The organism is Thiorhodococcus minor, assembly GCF_010820565.1.
GTDB lineage: Bacteria > Pseudomonadota > Gammaproteobacteria > Chromatiales > Chromatiaceae > Thiorhodococcus > Thiorhodococcus minor.
The window spans coordinates 1-1273 of record NZ_JAAIJQ010000256.1 but is presented as its reverse complement, the minus strand read 5'-3'; the positions used below and the strand labels follow the sequence as shown (position 1 = coordinate 1273).

The window sequence follows — 1273 nt, the reverse complement described above, 5'->3', positions numbered from 1 at the left end:
CGTAAGTCTCAAGAAATACGGAAGAAAGGCAAAGGCAGCCGCTGACGACTCGGCATAATTCGGTTGTCGGCATGATGCCGCTTATGCCGCGCGCGGCATAATCGTCATACCTTTGCCGTCAGTCAGGCGCTTGATCGCGTGGCAGCGCGAAGGCCGCGATCTCGACCAGAAGATGCTGGCCCTCTCGACCTATCTGGGCCATACCAAGATCAGTTGTACCTACTGGTATCTCTCGGCGGCTCCAGAGCTGATCGCGGTAGCCGGGGCAAAGTTCGAGCGTTTCGCCGCGCTCGAGGAGGGCCGGAATGCCTAAGCCTGCCTCCTCCCCGTCATTCGCGGCTCTCGTGCAAGCCTACTTCGCCGACTATCTCACCCAGCAGCGCGCCTTGAGCCCGCAGACCATTGCCACTTACCGCGATGCCATGGTGCTCTTTCTCCAATTCGCGCAGTCACAACTCGGCAAAGCACCGGTCGCGATGACCCTCGCGGAGATCACCCCGCAATTGCTCACGGCGTTCCTCGATCATCTGGAGCAACAACGCCACAACTGCGTGCGCAGCCGCAATGCACGCCTGGCGGCGCTGCGCTCCTTCTTGAAGTTCGCCGCTCACCGGGATGTGGCGTCATTACAGGTTCTCGAGCGCGCGCTCGGCATCCCCGTCAAGCGCTTCGAGCGCCCCATGTTCGGCTATCTCTCGCCCGAGGAAATGCAGGCCGTGATCCAGGCGCCACCAAACACCTGGATTGGCCGGCGTGATCACCTGCTCCTGCAGATGCTCTACAACACCGGAGCACGGGTCTCCGAGATTACGCACGTCAACGTCGGCGACGTCGTCTTGGAGGAACGCGCCGCCTGCGTGCATCTGCATGGCAAGGGACGCAAGCAACGCAGCGTTCCGCTCTGGCACTCCACTATCAACGCCATCCGTGCCTGGTTGAAACAAAACCCTGACCTCGGTGCCGGCGACCCGTTGCTACCCGCCCGAAACGGGCGGGCCATGACGAGAGCGAATGTCTCGCTACGCCTGGCAGCGGCCGTGCAGACGGCCTCCGAGCGCTACCCTGCTTTGGCCAGTTACACCGTCTCGCCGCACACGATTCGTCATAATCCCGGGTGCCGAATAATGCCTGGTAGTCCTGGCGTCCTGCTTTAAGTTCTTTTCGATCAGTGTTTTACGGCTGATGCCGTAATTGCAGACCCGGCATTATTCTGATTGTTTCCCAGTGGCAAGTCATCCGATTAGCCACAGAGGAAACAGCATGAACGAGCACT

General features: G+C 60.3%; 2 protein-coding genes. Both read left to right on the top strand.

Features of this window, described 5'->3' with window-relative positions:
- Positions 1 to 130: 130 nt before the first annotated feature.
- The gene (locus tag G3446_RS26760; RefSeq protein ID WP_164456690.1) at positions 131 to 313 is read left to right on the top strand and encodes a site-specific integrase; all 183 of its coding nucleotides are present in this window, start codon (positions 131 to 133) and stop codon (positions 311 to 313) included.
- Positions 306 to 1154: a tyrosine-type recombinase/integrase gene (locus G3446_RS26755; RefSeq protein ID WP_164456689.1), complete on the top strand. Its 849-nt coding sequence runs from the start codon at positions 306 to 308 to the stop codon at positions 1152 to 1154. The genes G3446_RS26760 and G3446_RS26755 overlap by 8 nt, the downstream gene beginning before the upstream one ends.
- Positions 1155 to 1273 lie beyond the last annotated feature (119 nt).

Bases quoted from the DNA above. Each gene is read 5' to 3' on its own strand.
- G3446_RS26755 (WP_164456689.1), top strand. From the start codon at position 306: ATGCCTAAGCCTGCCTCCTCCCCGTCATTCGCGGCTCTCGTGCAAGCC.